This window comes from Rhodovarius crocodyli (assembly GCF_004005855.1).
Lineage (GTDB): Bacteria > Pseudomonadota > Alphaproteobacteria > Acetobacterales > Acetobacteraceae > Rhodovarius > Rhodovarius crocodyli.
Genome location: NZ_SACL01000010.1, coordinates 99,108 through 124,980, shown reverse-complemented (window position 1 = coordinate 124,980; position 25,873 = coordinate 99,108). Strand labels below are relative to the sequence as shown.

The window sequence follows — 25,873 nt, the reverse complement described above, 5'->3', positions numbered from 1 at the left end:
TGTCAGGCCTTGTGAGAGTAGCTGCCCTCGACGGGCTTGTAGCTTTTCTGGTCGATGAACTGGCTGATGCCCTCGCGCTGGGCGCGGCCGCCGCCTGCCTGATGCACTTCCTGCATCTTGGCGTTCAGGTAGTCATAGGCCTGGTCGAAGGGCATGGAGCGCACGCGGCGCACCGCTTCCTTGGTGCAGCGATAGGCCACGGGGTCCTTGGACATCAGCAGGGTCGCGAGTTCTTTCACGCGCGCCTTTAGGCCATCCAGCGGCACGGCCTCGTTCACCAGGCGCAGCCGCGCGGCCTCGGCGCCATCGAAGGCGCGGCCGGTGAGGCAGAGGTCCAGAGCGTCGCGATAGCCCAGCGCCTCCGTCATCACGCGTGCCACGAGGCCGCCGGGGATGATGCCCCAGTTGATTTCGGAGAGGCTGAAGGTCGCGTCCTCGGCCGCGATCGCGAAGTCGCAGGCGATCAGTTGCATGAAGGCGCCGCCGACGCAGAAGCCGTTCACCATGGCGATGGTGGGCTTGCCGTAATTGTACAGGCGGTCCCAGCGCCAGCGGTTCGCGGCCTCGGTGGCGCGCTTGGTCTCGGCGGGCTTGCCGTCCAGCTCGCGGAAGAATTCCTTGAGGTCCTGGCCGGCGGAGAAGGCCTTGCCCGCACCGGTCACGACCAGGCAGCGCACCGCGGGGTCGGTCTCCAGCTCGGCCAGCACGCGGTCCATTTCCAGGTGCAGCGTCGGGCTCATGGCGTTGCGCTTCTCGGGACGGTTCAGCGCCACCCAGGCGATGCCGTCCTCGATCTCGACGCTGACGGTCTTCAGATCGTTCATGGGGTTTCCATCCGGTAGAGGGGGCGGGCCGTATTGCGCCCGCCCGGGCGGTCACATGCCGGTGTCGATGCGCGCCTCACGGGCGACGCGCTTCCAGCGTTCCACCTCGGCGCGCTGGAACGGGGCGAATTCGGCATGGCCCTTGAAGGTTGGCTCGAAGCCCGAGGTGGTGAGCAGCTGCTTGGCCGCATCGGTGGCCGCGATCCGGCGCAGCTCGGCCTCGATACCGGTCAGCAGGGCAGGGTCCATGGCCGGCGGGCCGTAGATGCCGATCCAGCTGGTGACCGAGAAGTCGGGCACGCCCGCTTCGATCAGCGTGGGAATCTCGGGCAGCTGCGGCGTGCGATAGGGGCTGGTGACGGCCAGCGCGCGCAGGTTGCCGCCGGCGATGGCGCCCTTCACGGTCGGCAGGTTCTCGAAGGCCACCTGCACGTCGTTGCGCTGGAGCATGACCAGCGAATTGCCCACCTGGCCCAGCGGCACGCCCACGATGTCGAGGCCGAGCTGCAGCTTGAACAGCTCCGCCGTCATCTGGTTGGAGGCGCCGGTGGAGGTGTAGACGTAGTTCAGCTTGCCCGGATTGGCGCGGGCATAGGCGATGAACTCCTGCACATTGGCCGCCGTGACGGCGGGCGAGACGACCATGGCATTCACGAATTCCGCCATGATGGCCAGCGCCGTGAAATCCGTGTTCACGTCATAGGGGTAGTTGCGCACCATCGCGGGCGGCAGGCCGTGGCTGCCCAGGCCGCCCACCAGCAGCGTGGCGCCGTCCGGCGCGGAACGGCGCAGCATCTCAAGCCCGATGGTGGCATTCGCCCCCGGGCGGTTGTCCACCACCACGTTCGTGCCGTGGGCGGCGCGCAGGCTCTCGGCCAGCACGCGCGCCACCACGTCGGTCACGCGGCCGGCGGGGAAGGGGACGATGATGCGCAGATTGGCGGGCGCCCAGGTCGCGGCGCGCGAGGGGCCGGCCGCGGTGATGACGGCGGCGGTGGCAAGGCTGAACTGCAGGGCACGGCGGCGGGTGGCATAGGCGGATTCAGGGCGCTTCAACATCGACAAAGTCTCCGTCTGAGGGATGTTTTGAGTGCCGTGCGTACCCTGCGTTGGCAGCATCCTCGGGAGTGAAAAGCCCCGAAGTCAATTAGCTTTTTTCCGGAAGCGGCAGCCGCGCCCCGCCGCCGGCGCGCGCGACGCGCCAGCAAGGCAGTAAAATCTTACACTTAGGCAATAACGGGCGCGTGAAAATTTTTTTATCAGCGCCGTGAGATTTCAGTGATGGCGAATCAGAATGCTGTTTCCAGCGCGCCCTCGGCGATGATCCAGAAGACGCGGGCGGGGATGTCGGCGTCATTGTGCAGGCTGTGCGGCAGCAGGCTGCTGAACTGGAAGCTGTCGCCGGGGAACAGCCGCGCGGCCTGGCCATCCACGATCAGGCGGATCTCGCCTTCGACCACCCATCCCGCCTTCTGGCCCGTGCCGATGACGACATCGAGGTTTTCCGAGCGCGGCGGCAGGGAGATCATCATCATCCGCAGGCTGCGCTGGCCGGCGGGGGACATCATCTCCTTCAGGATGGGCGCCGTGCCCACGCTGATCTGGTGCCGGCGCGCGGGGCGGCTGACGAAGGGCGGGTCGCTGGTCGCGGGCTCCGAGGCCAGGATGGCATCGGTCGTGACGCCGAGCGCGATCGCGATCTTCTCGATGGTGTTGAGCGAGGGGTTGGCGCGGTCGCGCTCGATCTGGCTGACGATGCCGGCCGAGACTCCGGCCGCCGCGGCCAGGGCGTTCACGCTCATGCCGCGGGCGTTGCGCAGGGTGCGCACCCTGGCGCCGATCAGGTCTGCCAGCCTTCCGGGCATTGTTGCCGCAATCTGCACCACGCTTCCTCCGAATCCCGTCCGCCGGCCCATGCCCGTGTGGCGCGGCGCTTGACGCTCCGCCCGCCCGTGCAAAATAATGAATGGACGTTCAGTTTGCCAGTGGGTGCCGGAACCCAAAGGAGCCTGCCCGATGCCGAACCTCTCCCGCCGCAGCCTTGGCGCCGCCTCACTGGCGGCTGCCGCCGTTCTCTCCGCCCGCCCCGCGCGGGCGGATGCCACCTGGGACCGCATCAAGTCGTCCAAGACCGTCAACGTGGCCTTCGTGAACAGCCGTCCCTGGTCCTTCCGCGACCAGGCCGGCAACCATGCGGGCATCGAGCCCGACCTGATCCGCGCCATCCTGGGCCGCCACGGCGTGACCACCATCGAGACCTCGCCGGTCGAGTTCAACGGCATCATTCCGGGCCTGCAGGCCCGCCGCTTCGACATGTCCAATGGCGGGCTCTACATCACGCCGCAGCGCTGCCGCCTGGTGGCCTTCAGCAGCCCGTACCTGCGCGTCTCGGACGGCATCCTGGTGCGTGAGGGCAATCCGCTCAACATCCGCAGCTATCGCGACTTCGCCGAGAACCCCAACCTGCGCCTGGGCACGGTGCGCGGCAGCATCAACGCGCAGAATGCGGAACTCGCGGGCGTGCCCGCTGGGCGCCAGCTGCTGCTGCCTGATTCGCAGGCGGTGGTCAGCGCGCTGATGGCCGGGCGGCTGGATGCCGGCTCCTTCTCGCTGGGCCTGGCGCTGGCCATGCTGCAGGACCCGAACGTGCGCGGCCTGCAGCGCGCCACCCCCTTCACCGGCGCCATCCTGCCCAATGGCGAGGAGAAGCTGGGCTTCGCCGCCTTCGCCTTCCGCCGCGCCGATACCGAGTTGAAGCAGGTGTTCGACGAGGGCATGGCCGCACTCACCGCCGACGGCACGCTGGCTGCCATCCTGGCACGCTACGGCTTCTCCGAGAGCGATGTGCCGCGCAACGTCTCGACCGATCGGCTCTGCACGGAGTGAGCTTTCCCACCATCCTGTTGTGGCTGTTGCAGGGGCTGGGCGTGACCATGGCGGTCACGGCCCTGTCCGCGCTGGTGGTGTTTCCCTTCGCGCTGGTCTTCGGCGTGCTGGAGTACCGGCTGCGCGGCATCCCGCGCTTTCTGGTGACGGTGTTCATCGATTTCTGGCGCAGTTCCTCCGTCATCATCCTGCTGTTCTTCTTCTTCTATGTGGGCCCGGCCTTTGACGTGTTCCTCAGCGCCTATGCGGTGGGCGCGCTCGTCATCGGCTGCAATATCGGGGCCTATGGCTCCCAGGCATTGCGTTCCGCGCTGGAGACGATCCCTGCCGGCCAGAAGGAGGCGGGCAGGGCGCTCGGCCTCTCCCGCAACCGCATCCTGTTCCTGATCGAGCTGCCGCAGGCGCTGCGCAAGGTGATCCCGATCGCCGGCAACGAGGTCATCGAGATCGTGAAGACCTCCGCCAACGTGTCGCTCATCGGCCTGGCGGACGTGACCTTCAAGGCGAAGGAGGCGATGCAGGCCAGCCACCAGCCGGCCGAGATCTACTCGGCGCTGCTGGGCGTCTACATCGCCATCTGCCTGCCCATGGCGCTGGCGATCCATGCGCTGGTGCGGCGCGGCCAGGCGCGGCGCGCGTAATGGGGTTCGATACCGAATACTTCTGGTCGCTGTGGCCCGCCATCTTCCAAGGCTCGCTGATGACGCTGGCGGCGGCCGCGGCGGGGTCGGTCGGCGCCATCCTGGTGGGCATCATCCTGGCCCTTGGCCGCCGCAGCGGGCGCCTGAGCAAGATCATCTGCGCGGGCTTCACCGAGGCCATCCGGCTCAGCCCGTTCCTGGTGCAGCTGTATTTCCTCTACTATGTCCTGCCGGTGTGGGGGCTGACGCTGGATGCCGTCACGGTGGGCATCCTCACCCTCTCCATCCATTTCGGCGCCTTCCTGGGCGAGGTGTTCGGCGCCGGCATCGATGCCGTGCCGCGCGGGCAGGTCGAGGCCGCCCGGGCACTGGGCCTGCGCAACCGCCAGATCAGCTTCCTGATCGTGCTGCCGCAGATGCTGCGCTTCGTGGCGGCGCCCACGGCGAACTACATGATCTCCCTGCTCAAGACGACGCCGTACCTGGCCGTGGTCGGCGTGCCGGAAATGCTGGGGGTGGCGTTCGACAAGGCATCGGACAGCTTCCGCTACGTGGAGCCGCTGACGGCCGCCGGAATCCTGTTCCTGGTCTACAGCACCATCATCGGGCAGGCGGCACGGTATGTGGAACGGAAGATCCGGCCGTTGTGAGGATAGGCTGGGGCTTTGCCCCAGGCCCCAGCAAGGGGCGCCGCCCCTTGCATCCCCGCCAGGACCGTAGCGGCCCTGGACCCCGGGGAGTGGGCACATATCCTGATAATTTATTGATTATTATAATATAAATTGTGCCCCGCCCATGCAGATAAGGCGCCAAACTCCTATCAGGTCCAGGAGATATTATCTCCTGGCGGGGAGTTTGAGGGGCAGAGCCCCTCAATGGGGGTTCGGGGGCAACGCCCCCGTGCGTCACCTCCCCAGATTCTCCCTGAGCGTCCCGCCGCCATATTCCTTCTGCACCAGCCCGCGCTTCTGCAGCACCGGCACCACCATCCGGCAGAAATCCTCGAACATGCCCGGGCTGGTGGTCGGCCACACCACGAAGCCGTCGCAGGCGCGGTTCACGAACCAGTCTTCCATCTGGTCGGCGATGCTTTCGGGCGTGCCGACCATCACGCTGCGCGGTTTCTTGGCGGCCTCGGCAAGGCTGATGCCTTCGCGCTTGGCCTTCAGCACCACGCGGTCCAGCGAGCCCTGGATGCCGCGCGCGCCGGAGGTGTCGTCATCCGGCAGCGGCTTGCTGAGGTCGATGCCCACGGTGTTGGAGATGGAGGCCTGCTGCAGGTCCGGGTTCAGCAGGCTGTGCAGGTATTCCAGCTTCTCCTGCGCGATGCTCTCGGTCTCACCCACGACGACGGCGAGGGAGGGGAGGATGGCGCAGCTTTCCGGGTCACGGCCCTTGGCCACCATGCGCGTCTTGATGTCGGTGTAGTAGTCCTGGGAGGCATCCTTGAAGGCGGGCGTGCTGAAGATCAGTTCGGCCCAGCGCGCCGCGAATTCCCGCCCGCGCGGAGAGGACCCCGCCTGCATGAACACCGGATGGTCCTGCGGGCTGCGCGGCACGCCGAGCGGGCCCTTGGTGCTGACGTATTTGCCCTGGTAGTCGGCGTAGCGCACCTTGCTGGCGTCGACGAACTGGCCGGTCTCCTTGTTCATCACCATCGCGTCGGCGTCCCAGCCGTGCCAGAGGGCGAGGCAGGCCTCCAGCACCTCATCGGCCATGTCGTAGCGTTCCTCCTTCGGCGGCAGGCGTTCGCTGCCGAAGTTGCGCGCCTCGAAGTCGGTGGCGGAGGTGACGATGTTCCAGCACATCCGCCCGCCGCTCAGCACATCCATGGACCCCAGCAGCCGCGCCAGGATGTAGGGCGGGTAGAAGCTGGTCGACAGCGTGGTGCCGAGGCCCAGATGCCTGGTCACCCGCATCATGAAGGGCAGGACCGTCAGCGGTTCCAGATAGGTGATCTGCCCGCCCAGGCCGAGATAGGTCTCGAAGCCGCCCTTATGGATGTCCGGCACGCCCAGCGTATCGGCGAAGAAGGCCGCGTCGAAGCGCGCGGCTTCGAGCATCCGGGCGGTTTCCTCGTAGCGCTCGGGGGTGAAGATGTCGTCCAGCCGGGCGGCGGGGTGTCGCCAGCCGCCGCCATGGTTCGCGGTGGGGCCGGTCTTGAGATACGCCACGAGGCGCATTCGGCGGTTTACAGGCATGGGAGGGCGCCTTCATCGCAGGAATGAACGCCCGAGTATTATATTGAACGGCGCCGCGCGCCACCCCCTTCAGGCCAGCACTTTGGGCACGCCCTCCACATCCGGCAGGCGCAGCACCTGCATGCCGCGCTGCTCGACGAAGGGCATCAGCACGCGCTCGAACGCATGGGCCAGCGTGGCATCGACCTGGCCCAGCTCCGGGCCGAAATCCTCGGCCCCGACGCCCAGGTCCAGCAGCGGCTCCAGCGCCGCCAGCCGGAACCAGAGCATGGTGCCGGCCGCGAAATCGCCGAGCTTCTCCTCGACGAGGCCGAGCCGCTCCAGCAGCGCCTCCAGGTGGCGCTTGTTGTAGGTCACGCTGGCTTCGGCGCGCACGGGCATCAGGCTGTGCTCGACCACCGCCATCCCGGCGGAGGGGGCGCGGAAGAAATCGGCCTCCAGCGTCGCCAGGCTGGCCGGGGCCAGCAGCGTGCCCACCAGCCCGCGCCGCCAGTCACCGCCATCGGTGCGGTGGGGGGACTTCTTGGTGTGCAGCTTCAGCGCATGCTCGTAGCCCAATGCGGAGGCCACGCGCAGCGCCTGCAGGAAGGGCCAGACATCCCGCCCGCGATTGGCCGAGACCACGACCCGCACCGGGTCCAGCGCGGCCAGCATCGCGTGCATGTCGGTGGGCGACCAGCTGTCGGGCACGGTCACGATCACGTCCAGCGGGCGGGTCTTGCGCGCGAGCGCGATCGCCGCGGCGAACTCCTCGACCAGGTCGGGGTAGAAGGCGTGCAGCAGCACCACCGTATCGGCCCGGCGATGGCTGTGGTGGTTGTGCGCCTCGGCCATTTCCTGCAGGGGCGCCGGATCGTTGTTCATCAGCCGCACGGCCTCCCGCACGGCGGCCAGGAAGGCGTAGCCGTAGCGGCGGTCGGGCTCCAGATAGGCGCCCTCGGCCCATTCGTTCCAGGCGTTGACGAACACCAGGCGCTCGGCGGGGCCGTGGTGGCGCGTGACGTGGCGGGCGGCCGCCAGCAGCCAGCGGTGGAACATGGCGGGCGTGGCGCCGGCATAGACATCGCCGCGCCCCGGCCGGCGGGCCTCATTGTCCCAGCTGGGCATCACGCCGGGCAGTAGCGGCAACTCCGCATGGGGGGTCAGCTCCAGCTCGGCGATCGCGGCTTCCGCGACCTCGGCGTATTCATAGATGCGGCCCTGGAAACCGCTGTTGAGTAGGGTGCGGGTGTGTTCCACGGTCGGGATGTTCACCCCATGCGGCGGGAAGCCGCACATGGCGTCCATGCCGCGCGCGCGGGCGGGCGGCAGGCCGAAGGTGGCGGCGGCCACGATGTAGATGCCCGGCAGGCCCGCCTCGGCGGCCTTGCGGCGCCATATATCGACCATGCGCTCATGGTCCGGGATCATGTCGAGCCGGTAGATCAGCACCACCGGCCGCCCCTCGACCGTGATGTAGCGCGGGTCGCGCATGTGGCGCAGCAAATCCTCGAAGACCCGCTCATGGTCCTCGTCGGTGTGGTGCTGGGCCATCAGCACATCGTGCTTGGCGCCGTCCCAGGCGCGGGTCCAGTTCTCGTTCGCCCAGCACAGGCAGAAGGGCATGTCGAGCGACGGGTCGGCCAGCAGGGCTTCCAGCGGGCCTTCCAGCAGGCGTTTGCCCGCGAACCAGTAGTAGTGGAAGCAGAAGCCATGGATGCCGTGCAGCTTCGCCAGCTCGATCTGCCGGCGCATCACATCCTTCACCCGCAGGTCATAGAAGCCGAGCTCGCCGGGCAGGCGCGGCTGATAATGGCCCAGGAACTGCGGCACCGCCTTGGACACATTGGTCCATTCGGTGAAGCCCTTGCCCCACCAGGCGTCATTCTCCGCGATCGGGTGCATCTGCGGCAGGTAATAGGCGATGGCCTTGAAGCTGCCGGGCTGAACGGCGGGGGCGGCCGTGGCGCAGGCGCCGAAATCGGCATCGCGCATGTTGGCCGCGACCTCATAGCCGCGCCAATAGGCCTCGGCATGCGCCGCGCTCTGCGCCCTTGTGCCGCTGGCCACCGTGTCGCGGAAATAGCTGTGGCCGGGCACCAGCATACCGGGGAAGAACTCCGCCAGCACCTTGCGCACCACGCCCGAGCGCGAGAGGTCCGCCCGCAATGCCTCGGGCAGGGCGGCCAGCATGCCGCGCGCGGCCTTCAGGGCGGTCTGCCGGGTGCCGGCGTCCAGATAGCCGCCCTCGCCCCCCAGCCGCAGCAGATCGAGCCGCAGCAGGAAGAAGCGCGCGGGCCCCGCCAGCAGCAGGGTGGGCTCGGCCAGGGGTTCCTCGCTCTCGATCTCCACCCCCCACAGCCCCTGCGCGAGCTCGGTCGGGCGCAGCACCAGGGCGCGGCCCGGCGCGTCGCGCAGGCGCAGCCGCGGCAGGGGCAGCCTGCCCGCGGTGACGCGGGCCTCGATCACCAGGTGATAGCGGCCGGGCGGCAGCAGCAGCGGCGCCTCGGCGCCCTGCAGGGCGAGAGGGGCCTCGGCCTCGGCACCCGGCAGATGCACCTGGCCCAGTTCCCGGTCCGTGACCAGGCCCGGGCCGGGCAGCAGCTCCAGCCGCTGCATGGTGAAGGGGATGGCCTCGGCCAGGCGCTCGGCCACCACGCGCTGGCCCTGGCTCTCGCGCACCGCGCGCTGCGCCTCATAGCGCTGGACCTCATGCCGGGATTCATGATGGCCCTCGTCGATCTGCACGCAGCGCAGGAAGCACTCCATGGCCTCGTCATGGCGGCCCAGCATCTTCAGCGCGTGGCCCAGCTGCAGGTGATGGTCCAGCACATGGTCCGCCGCCAGCACGGCACGGCGATAGGCGTTCTCGGCCGCAGGCAGCAGGCCGCGTTCCTTCAGCGCGTGGCCGTACTGGACCCAGATGGGGGCCAGGTCCGGCGCCAGCCTCAGTGCCTCCGCATAGTGGCGGCTCGCCTCGGGCCAGTCCCGCCTGCGATTGGCGGCATCGCCGGCGGAGACGAGGCGCGTCAGTTCGCCGTGCTCCATCAGGGCCGCGCGTGCTTCCTCCTCGGCGGGGTTCAGCGCCAGGGAGGAGCGCAGGGCGGCGAGCCCGTCCTCATGCCGGCCTTCCTGCTGCAGCAGCGCCAGGCCCAGCAGCAGTTCCGGGCGGCCGGATGTCGTGTCCAGCAGGGCGGCGGCGCGGGCCGCGCGCTCGGCATCCTGCGCGTTGCCCGACATCATGCGCGCGCGGGCCAGCTGCAGCCGCAATTGCCCGTCGGTGGGCTTCAGCCGCACGGCATTCGCGAAGGCCTCGGCCGCTGCCGGCCAGTTGCCCTCGGCCATCGCCGCCTCGCCCGTCTTAGCCACGTCGGATGCCCGGTGGGCCGCCCCCAATTGCCTACGGCGGAAGAAGCTGATCATGCGGCCCCATCGCAATCGTTGCGAATCGCGAATCACACAATGATTCGTGAAGGGGCACGGTATGGTTGTGAAAATGAACGGTAAAGTTGCGTTTCGGAAATGGCGGCGGAAACGGCGCCGGGTCTCAATTCTTGAGAATGCGCAACGCGACGAGCCCCGTGGCCAAGCCCCAGAATGCGGCACCGATGCCGAAGAAGCTCAATCCTGAGGCACAGGTGACGAAGGTCAGCACCGCCGGCAGCCGGCCCTGCTCACTCAGCATCGATCCTTGCAGAGCCGAAAGGAGTGCGCCCAGCAGGGCCAGCCCCGCTACCCCCTGGATCAGCACCGGCGGCGCCGCGGCCACGGCCGCGACCGCATGGCCCGCACCGAAGGCCAGCGCCACATAGCCCAGTCCGCACACCACCCCGGCGATCCAGCGGCGGGCCGGGTCGGGGTGCGATTCGGGCCCGGCGCAGAGCGCGGCCGTGATCGCCGCGAAGTTCACCAGATGCCCGCCGATGAAGGCGCCGAGCGCGCTGACGGCCCCGGTCGCGACGAAAACAGGGGCTGCCGGCGGCCGGTAGCCGTTGGCCTGCAGCACAGCGATGCCCGGCACGTTCTGCGATGCCATCGTGACCAGGAACAGCGGCAGCCCCACCCCGATCATCGTCGAGAGGTCAAAGGCCGGCATCACGAAGATGACGTGCAGCCCCGCGCGGTCGAAGGCGCCCGGGGGCAGGGGGGTGAACACGCCGATCAGGATCGCGGCCAGCGCGACGGCGGCAGGCACCGCCCAGATCCGCGCGACACGCAGCATGACCAGCCACACCAGCACCACCGGCAAGGCCAGGGCCGGCATGGCGCCCACGGCACGCGCGGGCGCCAGGCACAGGTCCAGCAGCACCCCGGCCAGCATGGCATTCGCGATGGGGGCCGGAATGGCCTGCACCAGCCGCAGCAGCGGCTTCACGAAGCCCGAGGCCATGACCAGCACCGCCGCGAACAGAAAGGCGCCGACGGCCGCGGGAAATCCGCCGGCCGGCGCCACGCTGGCCGCCAGCAGGGCGGCACCCGGCGTGGACCAGGCAATCGAGATCGGCATGCGCCAGATCAGGCTGCAGGCCGTGCCCAGCACGCCCATGCCGAGCGCCACGGCGAACAGCGCGGAGGCCGCCTGCTCGGGCGTGGCCCCCATGGCCGTGAAGCCCTGCAGAACCACTGCGAAGGAGGAGGAAAAGCCCACGAAGGCCGCGAGCAGCCCCAGGATCACCGGCTGCATCATGGGGTGAGTTCGATCCGTCCTGAAACCTGGCGCGGCTGGCGCCCCAGCCGCAGCATCTGCCCGTCGCGCCAGCGCGTCAGCAGGTCGTCCCAATGCCGGCTGAAGGGATGGCCCGACTGGCCGGTGGCGATGATGGCATAGAGGCCGTCAGGGGTGGACATGTCGGCCACCAGCCGCAGGCCCGCGCCATGCACATGCGCGAAGGGCATGCCCGGCACCGCGCGCATCCCCCCGCGTGAGACGGTGTTGTTGTCGCCGCCCGTCGGCACATGCAGGCGCATCAGCCGGTTGATGCCGGGGATCACGCGCAGCACCGGGTGCTCCATCAGTGCCTGGTGCGCATCGCCCCAGCGCCAGCCGCCCGGGTCGCGTCCATAGCTGGCGGAAAGCTCGCCCATGGCGGTGGCCAGCGCCCGGCCGGCCTGGCTCGCGCAATCCGGCCGGCAGAGATGGGCGGCATCGCCCGACAGGATGCGGGCGAGCAGCTCCGGCGAGGCGGCCTCGACCGGCGCCTGGGCCTCCAGCAGCACCAGGGTCAGGAACTGGCGCGACCAGGCGTTCCAGATCAGCGGCTGGGGCAGGTTGGCCGCCATGTCGCCTTCCCAGGCCTGGAACATGTCGCGCGCGATCCCGGCCTGGCCCATCACCTGCAGGCCGCGCAGCAGCGGCAGGCTGGCCCGCGCGAGGACGGAGACGGTGTCGATCTGCATGCCGGCCATCTGCGCGGCGTCGGGGCGGCGGTTGTCGTCCAGCATCTCGTGGATGCGGCGGAACCGGCTGTCGTCCGGGAATTCACGGGCCAGAAAGACCGGGTGCTCGGGCGGGGCGGGGCGGTTGTTGGCGTTCACCAGCCTGCCCGATGCAGGCGAGACGTTGCGCGGCATCTCGGCCGCCGGGTAGAAGCCGTCCCAGTCGGCGCGACCGTCATGGCCCGGCATCGGCAGGGCGCCGTCGCCCATCCGCCGGCGCGGGATGCGGCCGGTGACGAACATGCCGATCGCGCCCGCGCGGTCCGCCACCATCATGTTCTGCGAGGGCGACATGAACAGCCCGGCGGCCTCGCCCGCCTCGGCGACGGAGCGCGCGAGGTTGAGCCGCGCCAGCGCATCGGCGGTGCGGTCGCCCGGGGCGAGGTTGGCCATCGCCACCGCCAGCACCCGGCCGTCCCGGCGCGGCATCTCGTCCAGGTCGGACATGACCGGGCCATGCCGGGTCTCGCGCACGGTGATGGAGACGGGATCGCCCCCGCCGACCCGGATCAGCTCCTGTCGGGTGGTGAAGGGGCGCGGGCCGTCCTCCGTCTCATAGCGGTTCTCGTCCACCAGCCGTTCCACGAACACGTCCTGCGTGTCGGCATGGGTGGTGGTGAAGCCCCAGGAAAGCGCCTCGTTGCGGCCGATCACGACCATCGGCACGCCGGGGCTGGTGGCGCCCGCGCGGAAGCGGCCCCCCGGCAGCTCGATGCGCGCCAGATACCACAGAATGGGCGCCGAGAAGCCCAGATGCGGGTCGGAGGCCAGCAGCGCCCCGCCGGTGCCCGAGCGCGCGGCATCCAGCGCCCAGGCGTTGCTGGCGCTGTCGGGGTGCGGCACGTCCACGGGGAAGACGGGCAGCGAGGCGAGCAGGCTCGTCAGGCCGGGTATGGCTGCCGCCTGGCGGTCGGGCTCGCCCGCCGTGGCGTCGGGGGGCACCAGCTCCCACAGGCGGCGGCTGTCGATGCGCTGCAGCCAGTCGGTGCGTTCCAGCTCCGTCCGCCAATTGCCGGACAGCCAGACCCCCATCAGCTTGCCCCACAGCAGGCTGTCGGCCGGGCGCCACGGCTCTGGCGTGCCGAACCACAGGAATTCGGGGGCGATGAAGCGGCCGCGCTCCGCGATGCGGGCATTCACGCCCGCGGCATAGGATTCGAGCAGGGTGCGGGTGGGGGTGGAGAGATGGCCGTAATCGGCCTCCGCCCGGTTGCCCAGGCCCAGCGTGCGCATGAAACGGTCGAGGCGCAGCCCGCCCTCGCCCAGCAGTTCCGACAGGCGGCCCTGGCCGGTGCGGCGCATCAACTCCATCTGGAACATGCGGTCGCGCGCGTGCAGCCAGCCCAGCGCCATGGCCGCGTCATTGTCGCTGGCCGCCTGGATGCGCGGCACGCCCGCATTGTCGAAGCTGATCGAGACCGGCGCCGAGAGCCCCGGCAGCGACAATTGCTTGTTGTCCTGCGGCAGCGTGACCCAGATGGCGAAGGCCAGCGCGAGCATGGGTATCCCCAGCCACAGGATGGCCAGGCGCAGCCAACGGAGGCGTGAGGAGCGGCGGCGCATGCGGGGGTGATACGCGACCCGGGCGGCCAGGGCTACCTGCGGCGGGGGAAGATTATGGGATCATTCCGGCTCGATACCCGCCCCGCGCACCATCTCGCCCCAGCGGGCGATTTCCGCGACCACGAAGGCGCCGAGCTCCTCGGGGGTAGAGGAGAAGGCATCGAAGCCGAGCTCGGCCAGGCGGGCCCGGTTCTCGGCCTTGGCCACGATGCCGCGCAGCGCGCCGTTCAGGGTGGCCACGACCTCCGGCGCCATGCGGGCGGGGCCGAAGATGGCGTTCCAGCTGGTCAGGTCGAAGCCGGGCACGCCCACCTCGGCCAGGGCCGGGATCTGCGGCATCAGGGCAGAGCGGTCCTTGGTCGTCATGCCCAGCACGGCCAGCTTGCCGTCGCGCACCAGGCCAAGGCTGGCGGCCAGATCCACCAGCATCCAGTCCACGCGCCCGCCCATGATGTCGGCCATGGCCGGCGGGGTGCTGCGATAGGGCACATGCAGCATGCGCGTGCCCGTCATCCGCGCGATGGTGGCCGAGCCCACGATGCCGGTGGAATTGCCGGAGGCATAGGTCACGCTGTCCGGGCGGGCGCGGGCGGCCTCGATCAGCGCGGGCATGGCGCGGTGCGGCCCGTCCGCCTTCACCACCAGCCAGAAGGGCAGGTTGCCCATGCGGCAGATCGGGCTGAAATCCGCGACCGGGTCGTAGTCCAGCCGCCGCATCAGGGCGGGGTTGGCCGCGTGGCTGGTGTTGGTGGTCATGAACAGGGTGTGGCCGTCGGGCGCGGCACGCGCCACCGCGACGGCCGCGATGGTGGCATTGGCGCCGGCGCGGTTCTCGACCACCACCTGCGTGCCCAGCTCCTGCCCCAGCCAGCCGGCGGTCAGCCGCGCGACGGCATCGGTGCCGGAGCCAGCGGCGAAGGGCACGATCAGCGTGATGGGCCGCGCGGGGCGCCAGGACTGGGCACGGGCTGCGGCAGGCAGGGCAAGGGCGCCCCCCCAGCAGGTGGCGACGGAACATGGCTTCCTCCGGTTCTTTCGGGGAAGCCTGCCGTGGCTTTCAGCCGGGGTCCAGGCCCATATGCGCGGCCTTGCGCCCGCGTGCCCAGGCCCACATCCCCGCCGCGCGGCCATGCCATTTCACCCGGCGCGGGTCGCGCCTGCGGCTCGCGGCCTTCAGCCGCAATTCCGGCCAGCGCATCAGGAACAGCAGCCAGGCCGAGCGCAGCCCGCGATGCTTGGCCTGCAGGTGCATGCGCGACCACCCCTGATGAAAGGCCTTGCACCATTCAAGCCGGGGCGAGGGCGCGCTGGACCTGCCGCCCGCATGGATGATGCGGCACCCCGCCACATGCACCAGCGCCAGGCGGCGCGCGGTCAGGCGCAGGCACAGGTCGTCGTCCTCGCCATACAGGAAGATGGAAGGGTCGAAGCCGCCGATGGCGCGGAACGCCTCCATGCGGAAGAACATCGCCGAGCCGCCCACATAATCCAGGCAGCAATCGCCCGCCGGCATGGGCATGGCCCGTCCGCGCGGCGGGGTGAAGGGTGTCGCGTGGCCGAATTGCAGGGCGCCGTCGTCGCCGAAGATCTCGGGCGCCAGCATGCCGGCATCCGGGTAGCGGTCGGCCGCGGCCTCCAGCGCCGTCAGCACGCCCGGGGTCAGCCGGGCATCGGCGTTCAGCAGCAGGCCGAAATCGCTGGAGACCTTCTCGAAGCCCCGGTTCGCGCCGCGGCCGAAGCCCAGATTGGTGGGGGTGCGCACCAGGATGATGTCGGGCCGCGCGGCCTGGGCCACCGCCACGCTGTCATCCGTGCAGCCGTTATCCACCAGCACCACCGGAACCCCGGCGGGGATGGAGGCGAGGCAACCCGGCAGGACGGCTGCCGAGTTGTAGGCGACGATGACGATGCTGGTGCGGGACATGGGCGCTGGGCGGCTTAATCCGCCGCGCTCCGCATGGCCAGCCCCCGTTTTCACCCGCGCAACGACATGGGGCGCAGCCAGAAGGCCGTGCCCCAGCCCAATACCCCGTTCAGCGCCAGCGCGCGCAGGATCAGCTGGCGGTCGCCGCCCGCGAATTGCGGCAGCCCCTTCAGCGTCGCGATCCAGGTCAGGGTGGAACCCCCGATGACCACGACGCCGAACAGCAGGCCCGTCAGCAGGTCCGGCAGGCGGATGGCGCGCAGGATAACGGCCAGCAGGATGCCCCACAGCCCGGCCCAGAAGGCAAGGGAGACGAATTGCGGCACCCAGAGCGGGGCCACGCGGTTCATCGGAAACGGGGCGGGCACATGGCCCAGCCACGGCCGCAGCGGCTCACCCAGGTAATGCAGCAGATGCACGCTGCCCTGGTGGAACACGAGGAATGACAGCACCCCCGCGATGAAGCCGAGTCGGATCGCCTTGCCCATCGCGCGAGGCTACCGGCCGGCTGTCCTGCCGTCACGTCTTGCCGTCACGGCCCATGATGGGCAGGCTCCATTCCACGTTGAGGAACTGGAGAAGAAACGTGAGCGGCATGAACGGGGCCGAGTCCCTGGTCCACTCCCTGCTGGGTGCTGGCGTCGAAGTGTGTTTCAGCAACCCCGGCACCAGCGAGATGCATTTCGTCGCGGCCCTGGACCGGGTGCCCGGCATGCGCTGCGTGCTGGGCCTGCAGGAAAACATCGTGACGGGCGCGGCCGACGGCTACTACCGCATGGCGGGCAAGCCGGCGGTGACGCTGCTGCATTGCGCGCCCGGCCTGGCGAACGGCCTGGCCAACCTGCACAACGCACGGCGCGCGCGCAGCGGCATCGTGAACTGCGTGGGCGACCAGGCGACCTATCACCGCCAGTATGACGCGCCGCTGACCGGCGACACCGAGGGCTTCGCGCGCGGCGTGTCGCATTGGGTGCGCACGGCCTCCCGCGCCGAGGATGTGGGCGCCGAGGGCGTGCAGGCCGTCCAGGCCGCCATGACCTATCCGGGCCAGATCGCCACCATGATCCTGCCCTCCGACACCTGCTGGAACCCGGGCGGCGTTGTCGCGGCCCCGCTGCCGGTGCCCGAGGTGCCGAAGGCCGACCCGCACGCCATCCGCGCGGTGGCCGGCGTGCTGCGCGAGAAGAAGAACGTGCTGATCCTGCTCGGCGGCGCGCCGGCGCAGACCGAGGCGGCCCAGCAGCTGGCCTGGAACATCGCGCAGAAGACCGGCGCCACCGTGATGGCCGAGACCTCCACGCCCCGCATGGCGCGCGGCCAGGGCCGGATGCAGCTGGAGCGCGTGCCCTATCCGGCCGCCCAGGCGATCGAGAAGCTGAAATGGGTGGAGCACATCATCCTGGTCGGCTCCAAGGGCCCGATCGGCTTCTTCGCCTACCCGAACATGCCCTCCAAGCACTACCCGGAGACGGCCCAGCTGCACATGCTGGCCCGGCCCGAGCAGGATGCCGAGGCGGCGCTGGCGGCGCTGGCCGATGAGCTGGGCGCGGGCAAGGTGGCCTTCGCCGACCCTGGCCGCCGCCCCGAGGCCGTGCGCGGCGCGCCGAGCCCCGAGGGGCTGGCCCGCACCGTGGCGGCCCTGATGCCCGAGGGCGCGATCGTGGTGGATGAGAGCGTGTCCTACGGGCGCGGCTTCTTCCCCGAGACCTACGCGGCGCCCCAGCATGACTGGCTGCAGATCACGGGCGGCGCCATCGGCTGCGGCTTCCCGCTGGCCACCGGTGCGGCGATCGGCGGCGGCGGGCGGCGGGTGATCGCGCTGCAGGCCGACGGTTCGGGCATGTACACGGTGCAGGCGCTCTGGACCCAGGCGCGTGAGAAGCTGCCGGTCACCACCATCGTGCTGTCCAACCGCAAGTATCAGATCCTGCTGGGCGAATACACGGGCGTGGGCGCCAACCCGGGCCCGACCGCGATGAACATGCTCGACCTCGGCAACCCCGACATCGGCTGGGTGAAGCTGGCCGAGGGCATGGGCGTGCCGGCGGCCCAGGCCACCAGCCTGGACCAGGTGGCCGACCTGCTGAGCCAGAGCCTGAACAACAGCGGGCCGTTCCTGATCGAGCTGGTGATCTGAACAGGGCAGGGGCCGCGGCCCGGTTTCCCCAGCTGGGGATCAACCGGGCGGGCTCCTGATCCGACCCCCTGGGGGTGTCCCGCCATCTTGACAGGCGACGCCCCCAACGCAGCCGCGGCACGCCCGTTGCACACCCCCTGTTGATCTTCTGTGGGCAATTTCGTGGAAAAGCCGGTGTTCCTGTGGGTATCGCCCCCGGAACGCCGGAATCGGGGCCTGACATGAACCGCCTTCCATTCCTTGCGAAGATTTCAGCGAATCACCCTGGCAATTCGCGATCGTTCAGCTTAGGTTCAGCTTCGCCGGAAGCTTCCAGAAGACGCATGTCTGTCGCGGTTATGCCGCAATGGATGTGCATGATCACAGCATTCCGGCAGGCCGGTGTCGCCGGCAGGAATCGACTGGAAGAGCCATGGACGTGATCGAAAAGCCCGCCGAGAAGCTGCATGCCAAGCCCGTCGAGAACCCGGGCAAGACCGTGCTGCATCAGGAACCGAAGCAGAGCCGTCCCTGGCTGTGGGTGGCGCTGCTGGGCACCGCGCTCGCGGGCGTGGTCGGCGGCTTCCTGATCCTGAACGAGCACGCCGACGCCACGCGCAACACGCCGCACCTGGCCACCACCCCCGCCCCCACCACGCCCGGTGAGTTCCGCCTCTCCGAGGGCGAGATGCGCGCCCTGCGCATCGAGCCCGTCGCCAGCCGCAGCTTCCGCGCCGAGCGCATCGCCGAGGGCCGGATTTCGGTGAACGAGGACCGCTCGACCCCCGTGCTCGCGCCCTTCACCGGCCGCGTCACCCGCGCCTTCGTGCGGCTGGGCGATGCGGTGGCCCAGGGCGCCCCGCTGTTCGAGGTGGAATCGGCCGACGTCACCACCGCCGCGAATGACCTGCTCTCGGCCATCGACAATGTCCGCAAGGCGCAGACCGCCCTGGACCAGGCGCGCCGCGAGGACCAGCGCCAGGCCTCGCTGTTCGGCGCCCGCGCCGCCAGCCAGCGCGATGTGGAGCAGGCGCGCGCCGCCCTGCGCGCCGCCGAATCCGACCTGCGCATCGCCGAGACCGCCCAGGGTGCCGCCCGCGACCGCATGCGCGTGCTGGGCCGCAACCAGGACCAGATCGCCGAGATCGAGCGCACCCGCCAGGTCAGCGGCGTCGTCACCGTCACCGCACCCTTCACCGGCACCGTGACGCAGCGCCGCCTGTCGCCCGGCATGTGGCTGACGGCGGGCCAGGGCGACCCGGTGCTGACCATCAGCGACCTGTCCACCAAGTGGATGGTGGCCAATGTGCGCGAGGTGGACGTGCCGCTGATCCGCGACGGGCTGCCGGTCGAGGTCTCGGTCGGCGCGCTGCCCGGCCGCACCTTCCAGGCCCGCATCACCCGCACCGGCGCGGGCCTCGACCCCACCACCCGCCGCATGACCGTGCAGGCCGAGGTGCAGGACGACCAGAACCTGCTGCGCCCCGAGATGTTCGCCACCTTCCGCATCGAGGTGGGCGAGGCGCATGACAACCCGGCCGTGCCGGTCAACGCCATCGTCTATCGCGGCGCCGATGCCAGCGTGTGGGTGGCGATGGATGGCGGGCGCTTCGCGATGCGCCGCATCACCACCGGCAACCGCAGCGGCGACCTGGTCGAGGCGACGGACGGCCTGCGCGCCGGCGACCGCATCGTGACCGGCGGCGTCCTGTTCATCGACCGGGCCGCCCGCATCGACTGACAATAAACCACACCGGGAACATCCATGCGCCAGATCGTCGCCTTCTCACTGCAGCGCAGGGCGCTGGTGCTGTTGCTGTTCGCGGTGTTCGTGGCGACTGGTGTGGCGGGCTTCCTGCGGCTGAACATCGAGGCCTATCCGGACCCGGTGCCGCCGCAGGTGGTGATCATCGCCCAGAACCCCGGCCAGAGCGCCGAGGAGATCGAGCGCTACGTCACCATCCCCATCGAGGTGGCGATGGCGGGGCTGCCCAACCTGAACGTCATCCGCTCCACCAGCCTGTTCGGCCTGTCGGATGTGCGGGTGCAGTTCACCTTCGCCTATAACTACGAGCAGGCGCTGCAGCAGGTGCTGAACCGGCTGGCCACTCTCTCGGGCCTGCCCGACGGCGTCTCGCCCTCCATCTCCCCCCTCAGCCCGATCGGGGAGATCATGCGCTACCGGCTGGTCGGCCCCCCGGGCTTTTCCGCCGATGACCTCAAGACGCTGCAGGAATGGGTGCTGGAGCGCCGCTTCCGCCGTGTGCCGGGCGTGGTCGATGTCAGCACATTCGGCGGCCGCAGCAAGACCTACAACGTGGTGGTCGACCTGCCGCGGATGAACGCCTTCGGCCTGTCCCTGCCGGATGTGATCGGCAAGGTGCGCGCGGGCAACCTGACGGTGGGCGCGGGCACCATCAACATCGGCCCGCAATCGGCCGTGGTGCAGGGCGTGGGGCTGATCCGCAGCATCGACGACGTGCGCAACATCGTCCTGGCCACCGCCGATGGCGGCAATCCGGTGCTGCTGAGCGACATCGCGACGGTCGAGGTGGGCGCGCTGCCGCGCCTCGGCATCGCGGGGCATGAGCGCGACGACGAGGCGGTGCTGGCCACCATCCTGATGCGGCGCGGCGAGCAGACCCTGCCCACCATCCATGCCGTGCAGGCCGAGGTGCAGCGTATCAACGCCGGCGGCATCCTGCCCCCGGGCGTCCGCATCCAGACCATCTATGACCGCGAGGACCTGGTGAAGGTCACCACCAAGACGGTGGTGAAGAACATCATCGAGGGCGTGATCCTCATCCTCATCATCCAGTACTTGTTCCTGGGTGACCTGCGCGGTGCCATCGTCATCGCGGCCACCATCCCCTTCGCCTTCTTCTTCGCCATCCTGTTCATGCTGATACGGGGGGAGAGTGCCAACCTGCTCTCCCTCGGCGCGCTGGATTTCGGCCTGCTGGTGGATGCGACCGTCATCATGGTCGAGAACATCTACCGCCACCTGCACCTGGCGCGGCATGGCCATCATCATGGTGCGGCGCCGGGCGGGCACGGGCTGTCCGGCATCTCTCAGATCATCCTGCGGGCGGGCAGCGAGGTGGACAAGGCGATCTTCTTCTCGGCGCTGATCATCGTGGCGGCCTTCATGCCGCTGTTCACGCTGGGCGGCATCGAGGGCCGCATCTTCGGCCCGATGAGCAAGACCTATGCCTATGCCATCGCGGGCGCGCTGTTCGCGACCTTCACCATCACGCCCGCCCTGTCGGCCGTGCTGCTGCGCGAGGACAGCCAGGAGAAGGACACGCTGCTGGTGCGCGGCGCGCGCTGGGTGCATGAGCGCTGCTATGCCCTGGCCATGGGCGCGCGCAAGCTGGTGCTGCTGCTGGCGGCGGGGCTGCTGGCGCTGGTCATCTGGCTGGCCACGCTGCTGGGCGCCGAGTTCCTGCCGACGCTGGAGGAAGGCAACCTCTGGGTGCGCGGCATCATGCCCGCCACGATCAGCCTGGAGGAAGGCCACGCGACGGTGAACGGCATCCGCCGCACGCTGATGGAATTCCCCGAGGTGATCACCGTCACCTCCCAGCACGGCCGCCCGGATGACGGCACGGACAGTGCCGGCTTCTTCAACGCGGAATTCTTCATCCCGCTGCGCCCGCCGCAGGAATGGACCACCGGCCACAACCGCGAGGAGCTGGTCGCCGCCATCAACCGCCGCCTGACCGAGCGCTTCCTCGGCGTGGAGTTCAGCTTCTCCCAGGCGATCTCGGACAACGTCCAGGAAGCGGCCTCGGGGGTGAAGGGCGCCAATGCCGTCAAGGTCAGCGGCCCGGACACCGATGTGCTGGCGCGCATCGCCGAACAGGTGCGCAGCGCCGTCGAGAACGTGCCCGGCATCGCGGATCTCGGCGTGTTCCGCACCCAGGGGCAGCCCACCGTCGCCATCCACATCGACCGGGCCCGGGCCGCGCGCTACGGCCTGCCGGTGGAGGACATCAACGACGTGGTGCAGGCCGCCATCGGCGGGCGAGAGGCGGGGCGCCTGTATGAGCGCGGCGCGGACCGCAACTTCCCCATCATGGTGCGCCTCGACGCGCCCTATCGCGACAGCATCCAGTCCATCGGGCGCATCCCGGTGGGCGGGCCGCGCGGGGCGACGCTGTCGGATGTGGCCGAGATCGAGCTGACCTCCGGCACCTCCTACATCTATCGCGAGGACAGCACGCGCTATGTGCCGATCCGCTTCTCCGTGCGCGGCCGCGACCCGGCGAGCACGGTGCGTGACGCCCAGGCCGCGGTGGCCCGCAGCGTGCAGCTGCCGCCGGGCTACACCCTGTCCTGGGAAGGCGAGTTCAAGAACCTGCAGGAGGCCGTCGGCCGCCTGACCCGCGTGGTCCCCGTGGCTTTCGGCCTGGTGATGCTGCTGCTCTACATCCAGTTCAACAATGTGCGTGAGACGTTGTTGGTGCTGGGTATCGTTCCGCTCTCGGTCACCGGCGGCATCATGGTGCTGGTGGCGACGGGGCTGAATTTCTCGGTTCCGGCGGCCATCGGCTTCCTGGCGCTGTTCGGCATCACGGTGATGGAGGGCATCATCATGCTCTCCCACTTCAATCATCTGCGCGCCGAGGGCATGTTGTGGCGAGAGGCGCTGGATCAGGCTGGGCGGGACCGCATGCGCCCGGTATTGATGACCTGCTTCGCCAGCTTCTGCGGGCTGCTGCCCATGTCGCTGGCGACCGGCATCGGCAGTGACGTTCAGAAGCCGCTGGCGCTCGTTGTGGTGGGCGGCATCGGCCTTGTTCCCTTCTTCATTCTGGTGGTGTTTCCGGCCATGATCGACGCATTGGGGCGCCCCAAGGGGCTTGAGCAGAGCGAGCAGGCGCTGCGCGAACGGCGTGAGCGCGCGGGCCTGGGCGGAGCCCAGGCATGAGCGCGCGCCTGAAACTCCTCGCGGCCGTGCTGCTGGGCTGCACCGCGCTGCAGGCGCCGGCGGCCCTGGCGCAGAACCGCCCGGCAGCGGCCGCCCCCGGCCCCCAGGTGCTGACCATCGAGGCGGCCGAGCGCATGCTGGTCGAGCGCAACCTGACCGTGATCGCCGCCCGGCGCGGCGTGGATGCGGCCCAGGCGCAGCGCCTCGTCGCGTCCTCCCTGCCGCCGCCGCAGGTGACGGTGGGCAACACCTTCGCCAACTTCCAGGAACGCCAGCGCGGCGGCCTGACGGGCGCCCGCTTCTTCGGGCCGACCAACAACGTCAATGTCGGCATCTCCATGCTGGTGGAGCTGGGCGGCAAGCGTGAGCTGCGCACGCGCCTGGCGCAGGAGAACATCGGCGTGGCCGAGGCGCAGGTGCTGGACGCGCTGCGCACCCAGCTGTTCGCGCTGCGGCAGAACTTCATCGCCGCCATGGGCGCGCGCGCCAATCTTGAGGTCGCACTCGCCAACCGCTCCTCGCTGGACAACACCGAGAACCTGCTGCGCCGGCGCCTGCGCGACGGCGCCATCCCCGAGGGCGACCTGCTGCGCTTCCAGGCCAGCCGCGTAGTGTTCGAGGCCGACGTGACCACCAACGCCCAGGCCTATGCCGCCGCCATCGCCAATGTGGCGGTGGCGCTGGCGGCCGACGCCGCCGACGGGCGCCGCCTGGCCGACGTGCCGCAGGCGCCCCCACGCGGCCGAGGACAGGGCGTGCCCACCGCCTCCATCGCGCGTGTCGTGCCGGCGCTGCCCTTCGACGTGCAGGGTGCCTTCAACACCGTTCCCGACCTGGGCGTGACCCGGGAACAGCTGGCCGAGGCCGTGCAGGACCGCGCGGATGTGGTGGCCGCCGCCCGCACCGCCGCCGCCGCCGGCGCCAACCGCAACCTGGCCGAGGCCGGGCGCTGGCGCGACGTGTCGGTGAATGTGGGCGCCAACCGCACCCGCCTGTCGCAGGACCAGCCCAACGCCCAGGTGCCCATCACGGCGAACAACGAGTTCACCGTCTCGCTCGGCATCCCCATCTTCACCCGCCGCATCACCGAGGGGAACATCGGCGTCGCGACCGGCCAGGCCGCGCAGGCCGAGGCCCAGGCGCGCGGCGCCCTGCTGCAGGCCCGCGCCGATTTCGCCACCGCCTGGGCGACCTACGAACAGTCCCGCTCATTGCTGCGGCTGTACACCGGGGGCGCGCTCAGCCGTGCCGAGCAGGCCTATCGCAGCGCCGAACAGGCCTATCTGGCCGGCGGCTCCTCGCTGCTGGACGTGATGGACGCACTGCGCACGCTGAACACCACCCGCGTGGCCACCAACCAGGCACGGCAGGCCTATCTGACCGCGCTCGCCGGGCTGGAGCAGGCGACCGGCGTGTCGGGCATCTCGCCGACGCTGCGGTGAGGTGAGCGGGGGCCTCGCCCCCGGGCCCCGACCAAAGGGCTCTGCCCTCTGGACACCCGCCAAGGGTCGTAGCGACCCTTGGAACCCAGGGGTAACTGAAAAGGCCTGGAGGGGACGATGTCCCCTCCAGGCCTTTTCAGCTTTCGGTTTCCAAAGGCCTTTCGGCCTTTGGTGGGGGTGCCGGGGGCAAAGCCCCTGGCTGGGGGCCTGGGGGCGAAGCCCCCGCTCACCCTCGCCGCATGGCCCGCGTGAGGATCGCCACGGGCAGCAGCCCGACCAGCACGATCAGCAGGGCGCCGCTGGAGGCTTCGGCGAGTCGTTCGTCGCTGGCCAGGGTATGGACGCGCACGGCCAGCGTGTCGAAGTCGAAGGGCCGGATGATGAGGGTCGCCGGCAGTTCCTTCATGGTGTCCACGAAGACCAGCAGTGCGGCCGAGAGCATGGCGCCGCGCGCGAGGGGCACTTCCACCCGCCACACGGCCCGCCCGGGTGAGGCGCCGAGGCAGCGCGCGGCGTCCCGCAGGGTGGGCTTCAGCCGGGCGAGGCCGCTTTCGAGCCCCCCCAGCGCGATGGCCAGGAAGCGCACCAGATACGAGAAGACGAGCGCCACGATGCTGCCGGACAGCACGAGCCCCACGGAAATGCCGAGGTTCGCGCGCGTCCAGCCATCCAGCGCGTTGTCGAACAGGCCGAAGGGCATGAGCGTGCCGACCGCGATGACGCTGCCGGGCAGGGCGTAGCCCAGGGCCGCGACCCGGGCCGAGAAGCGTGTCAGCCAATGGCCGGACAGCCGGATGCCCCAGGCCAGCACCGCCGCCAGCGCCACCGCCAGCACGGCGGTGATGGCGGCCAGCAGCAGCGAGTGCACCGCATAGGGCAGGTAGCGGTCGGGGGAGAGCGGATCGCCCGCCTGCATCGCCAGGGCCAGCAGCGTGCCGGCGGGTATCAGGAAACCCAGCAGCACGGGCATCATGCAGGCGATGAAGGCGAGCCACGCCTTGGGGCCGGTCAGCCGCACGGGGCGGAAGGGCGGATGGCGGGTGGTGGTGGGGTGATAGCGCCGGTCGCCGCGCGCATAGCGCTCCGCCAGCATCAGCATGCCCACACAGGCCAGCAGCGCGACGGAGAGCTGGCTGGCGGCGCCGCGATCGCCCATGCCGAACCAGGTCTCGTAGATGCCGGTGGTGAAGGTGCGCACGCCGAAATGCTGCACGGTGCCGAAATCGGCCAGCACCTCCATCAGCACCAGGGCGGTGCCGGCGGCAAGCGCCGGGCGGGCGAGCGGCAGCGCCACGCGCAGGAAGCTGCGGGTCAGGCTGTGCCCCAGCGTGCGCGAGACCTCGATGAGGCAGGTGGATTGCTGCAGGAAGGCCGCCCGGCACAGCAGATAGACATAAGGGTAGAGCACCATCGCCAGCACCAGCGCGGCCCCGGGCAGGGAGCGGATCTCGGGGAACCAGCCCATCTGCCGCCAGGTCAGGCCCGTGGCGGCGCGGATGCCGCTCTGCACGGGCCCCGCCACGTCCAGCAGCCAAGTATAGGCATAGCCCGAGACATAGGCCGGCATGGCCAGCGGCAGCAGCAGCGCGACCTCTGCCAGGCGCCGGCCGGGAAAGGCGCAGGTCGAGACGAGCCAGGCCGAGATCACGCCGGCGCTCGCGGCCATCAGGCCCACGGCCAGCACCAGCAGCGCCGAATTGCCCAGCATCTCGGCCAGGGTGGTATGGACGACGTGGCGCCAGGCCTCGCCCGTGGGCACGGCCGCGGCGGCCAGCACGGCCAGCAGCGGCAGGGAGACGAGCAGCGCGAGAAGAAGCCCCACCCATCCCAGGGCGGGAATCCGCCGGCGGGGCGGGGCGGGCAGGTCGGCCGGGGCGGTCAGGCTGCGGGTCATTCTCACCCGCGATTCACACGCCCCGGCCGGAAAG

General features: G+C 70.0%; 18 protein-coding genes. 7 read left to right on the top strand and 11 right to left on the bottom strand.

Annotated elements, in window-relative coordinates; all coding sequences use genetic code 11:
- Positions 1 to 2: 2 nt before the first annotated feature.
- From EOD42_RS21895 to EOD42_RS26055, 3 genes are all read right to left on the bottom strand, one after another.
- Positions 3 to 824, bottom strand: coding sequence for a p-hydroxycinnamoyl CoA hydratase/lyase (locus EOD42_RS21895; RefSeq protein WP_127789722.1), 822 nt, complete (start codon positions 822 to 824; stop codon positions 3 to 5).
- Positions 825 to 875: 51 nt separating this feature from the next.
- Complete coding sequence (locus tag EOD42_RS21890) at positions 876 to 1,883, bottom strand: Bug family tripartite tricarboxylate transporter substrate binding protein (protein WP_127789721.1); 1,008 nt, start codon at positions 1,881 to 1,883, stop codon at positions 876 to 878.
- 230 nt (positions 1,884 to 2,113) lie between these two features.
- Positions 2,114 to 2,689 (bottom strand): helix-turn-helix domain-containing protein, encoded by a 576-nt coding sequence (locus EOD42_RS26055; protein ID WP_164868070.1) that lies wholly within the window; start codon positions 2,687 to 2,689, stop codon positions 2,114 to 2,116.
- 151 nt (positions 2,690 to 2,840) lie between these two features.
- Here EOD42_RS26055 and EOD42_RS21880 point away from each other — a divergent pair, with 151 nt between their 5' ends.
- From EOD42_RS21880 to EOD42_RS21870, 3 genes are read left to right on the top strand one after another with little or no spacing between them, the layout of a single operon-like run.
- On the top strand, positions 2,841 to 3,710 hold the full coding sequence (locus EOD42_RS21880) for a transporter substrate-binding domain-containing protein (RefSeq protein WP_164868069.1): 870 nt from the start codon (positions 2,841 to 2,843) through the stop codon (positions 3,708 to 3,710).
- Positions 3,707 to 4,351: an amino acid ABC transporter permease gene (locus EOD42_RS21875; RefSeq protein WP_127789718.1), complete on the top strand. Its 645-nt coding sequence runs from the start codon at positions 3,707 to 3,709 to the stop codon at positions 4,349 to 4,351. The genes EOD42_RS21880 and EOD42_RS21875 overlap by 4 nt, the downstream gene beginning before the upstream one ends.
- Positions 4,351 to 5,001, top strand: coding sequence for an amino acid ABC transporter permease (locus tag EOD42_RS21870; RefSeq protein WP_127789717.1), 651 nt, complete (start codon positions 4,351 to 4,353; stop codon positions 4,999 to 5,001). The genes EOD42_RS21875 and EOD42_RS21870 overlap by 1 nt, the downstream gene beginning before the upstream one ends.
- 255 nt (positions 5,002 to 5,256) lie before the next feature.
- On the opposite strand, the gene EOD42_RS21865 is transcribed toward EOD42_RS21870, so the two are convergent.
- The 7 genes from EOD42_RS21865 to EOD42_RS21835 form a co-directional block, all read right to left on the bottom strand.
- A complete protein-coding gene (locus EOD42_RS21865; RefSeq protein WP_240655250.1) occupies positions 5,257 to 6,534 on the bottom strand; it encodes an NtaA/DmoA family FMN-dependent monooxygenase in 1,278 nt (425 codons plus the stop codon).
- Positions 6,535 to 6,621: 87 nt separating this feature from the next.
- Complete coding sequence (locus EOD42_RS21860) at positions 6,622 to 9,900, bottom strand: glycoside hydrolase family 99-like domain-containing protein (protein WP_164868068.1); 3,279 nt, start codon at positions 9,898 to 9,900, stop codon at positions 6,622 to 6,624.
- 178 nt (positions 9,901 to 10,078) lie between these two features.
- A complete protein-coding gene (locus EOD42_RS21855; RefSeq protein WP_127789714.1) occupies positions 10,079 to 11,218 on the bottom strand; it encodes a benzoate/H(+) symporter BenE family transporter in 1,140 nt (379 codons plus the stop codon).
- Complete coding sequence (locus tag EOD42_RS21850; RefSeq protein WP_127789713.1) at positions 11,215 to 13,530, bottom strand: penicillin acylase family protein; 2,316 nt, start codon at positions 13,528 to 13,530, stop codon at positions 11,215 to 11,217. The genes EOD42_RS21855 and EOD42_RS21850 overlap by 4 nt, the downstream gene beginning before the upstream one ends.
- A gap of 60 nt (positions 13,531 to 13,590) precedes the next feature.
- The gene (locus tag EOD42_RS21845) at positions 13,591 to 14,454 is read right to left on the bottom strand and encodes a Bug family tripartite tricarboxylate transporter substrate binding protein (protein ID WP_240655249.1); all 864 of its coding nucleotides are present in this window, start codon (positions 14,452 to 14,454) and stop codon (positions 13,591 to 13,593) included.
- 133 nt (positions 14,455 to 14,587) lie between these two features.
- Positions 14,588 to 15,454, bottom strand: a complete 867-nt coding sequence (locus tag EOD42_RS21840) for a glycosyltransferase family 2 protein (protein WP_127789711.1) — start codon at positions 15,452 to 15,454, stop codon at positions 14,588 to 14,590.
- A gap of 50 nt (positions 15,455 to 15,504) precedes the next feature.
- Positions 15,505 to 15,942, bottom strand: a complete 438-nt coding sequence (locus EOD42_RS21835) for a hypothetical protein (RefSeq protein ID WP_127789710.1) — start codon at positions 15,940 to 15,942, stop codon at positions 15,505 to 15,507.
- Positions 15,943 to 16,049: 107 nt separating this feature from the next.
- On the opposite strand from EOD42_RS21835, the gene EOD42_RS21830 reads away from it, so the two are divergent.
- From EOD42_RS21830 to EOD42_RS21815, 4 genes are all read left to right on the top strand, one after another.
- A complete protein-coding gene (locus EOD42_RS21830) occupies positions 16,050 to 17,591 on the top strand; it encodes an acetolactate synthase large subunit (protein WP_127789772.1) in 1,542 nt (513 codons plus the stop codon).
- 412 nt (positions 17,592 to 18,003) lie between these two features.
- Positions 18,004 to 19,311 (top strand): efflux RND transporter periplasmic adaptor subunit, encoded by a 1,308-nt coding sequence (locus EOD42_RS21825; protein WP_164868067.1) that lies wholly within the window; start codon positions 18,004 to 18,006, stop codon positions 19,309 to 19,311.
- Between the two features lie 24 nt (positions 19,312 to 19,335).
- Positions 19,336 to 22,503, top strand: a complete 3,168-nt coding sequence (locus EOD42_RS21820; RefSeq protein ID WP_127789708.1) for an efflux RND transporter permease subunit — start codon at positions 19,336 to 19,338, stop codon at positions 22,501 to 22,503.
- Positions 22,500 to 23,945, top strand: a complete 1,446-nt coding sequence (locus EOD42_RS21815; protein WP_127789707.1) for a TolC family protein — start codon at positions 22,500 to 22,502, stop codon at positions 23,943 to 23,945. Before EOD42_RS21820 ends, EOD42_RS21815 begins: the two co-directional genes overlap by 4 nt.
- Before the next feature lie 226 nt (positions 23,946 to 24,171).
- Here the strand turns inward: EOD42_RS21815 and EOD42_RS21810 are convergent, their stop codons facing one another.
- The gene (locus EOD42_RS21810) at positions 24,172 to 25,839 is read right to left on the bottom strand and encodes an ABC transporter permease (protein WP_206020434.1); all 1,668 of its coding nucleotides are present in this window, start codon (positions 25,837 to 25,839) and stop codon (positions 24,172 to 24,174) included.
- Positions 25,840 to 25,873 lie beyond the last annotated feature (34 nt).